Consider the following 1,056-nt stretch of genomic DNA (forward strand, 5'->3'; position numbering starts at 1 on the left):
CGGGTGCGGCGGAACGGGCCGCCGCGCGGCGGGCGTTGGGGGCGGCGGAACGTCACGCGCCGCGAGGGGCGCCGGCCGGTCCGGTGTGCTCAACGGCAACGCCGCCACCGGGTGGGTGACGGGGTTGATGCGTGGGCGGTCATCGGGTGGCGGTGGCCGGTCCGTTGCTGAGCGCGGTGGGGGAGGGGCTCCGGTGTGCTCAACGGCAACGCCGCCACCGGGTGGGTGACGGCGTTGATCCGTGGTCGGTCATCGGGCCGGGGCGGCTCGTGTCTTCGCCGGGTGTTGCCGGGCGGAGGTGACCGCCGGCCGGTCGGGCGCGGGCGGCGTCGAAGCGGGGTCGTCCGGCCGGATGTCCTCAAGGGGCCCCAGGACAATGGCCGTTGGGCCGGCGCGAGCCGGCGGAGCCGCGTGCCCGCTCGCGACCCGTGGCCGGGGCCTCGGCCACGGGGCCCCGGCCGACCAGGGGTCAGGACAGGCCGAGTTCTCCGTCGATGAAGTCGAAGATCTCGTCGTCCGTCGCCTCGTCACCGATCGCCGCCGGCTCGGCGCCGGCCGCGCCTGCGGTCGGGTGCAGGCGGGAGAGGAGCCCCTGGAGCCGCGCGGCCAGCGCCTCGCGTTCCTCGTCCTCCAGCCGCAGCGAGCCCAACGCGCTCTCGGTCCGGTCGAGTTCGTCCAGCAGCGGGGCGAGCGGCCCCCCGCCGTGGGGGGCGATCAGCGTGTCGAGGAAGGCCGCCAGGTCCGTCGGCGTCGGATGGTCGAACACCGCCGTCGCCGGCAGGCGTTGACCGGTCGCCGAGCCCAGCCGGTTGCGCAGTTCGACGCCGGTCAGCGAGTCGAAGCCCAGCTCCTTGAACGCCCGGTCGACGCCGATCTCCGCCGACGAGGCGTGCCCCAGGACGGCGGCCACATGGTCCACCACCAGGTCGAGGAGCGCGCGCCGCCGTTCCGCCGCGTCCAGCAGCTCGTACCGCACGCCGCCGCCGGCCGGGGCGACGGCAGCGGCGGCGGCCGCCGTGGCGACGGCCGGCCTCGCGCGGACCAGCCCGCTCAGCG

The 1,056-nt window shown here is 77.0% G+C and carries 1 protein-coding gene; it reads right to left on the reverse strand.

The features are described from left to right. Positions 1–469: 469 nt before the first annotated feature. On the reverse strand, positions 470–1,056 hold a 587-nt coding region (locus EBN88_RS29985), incomplete at its 5' end, for an acyl carrier protein (protein ID WP_199742543.1).

The organism is Streptomyces triticirhizae, from assembly GCF_003696235.1.
GTDB classification, from domain to species: Bacteria; Actinomycetota; Actinomycetes; order Streptomycetales; family Streptomycetaceae; genus Streptomyces; species Streptomyces triticirhizae.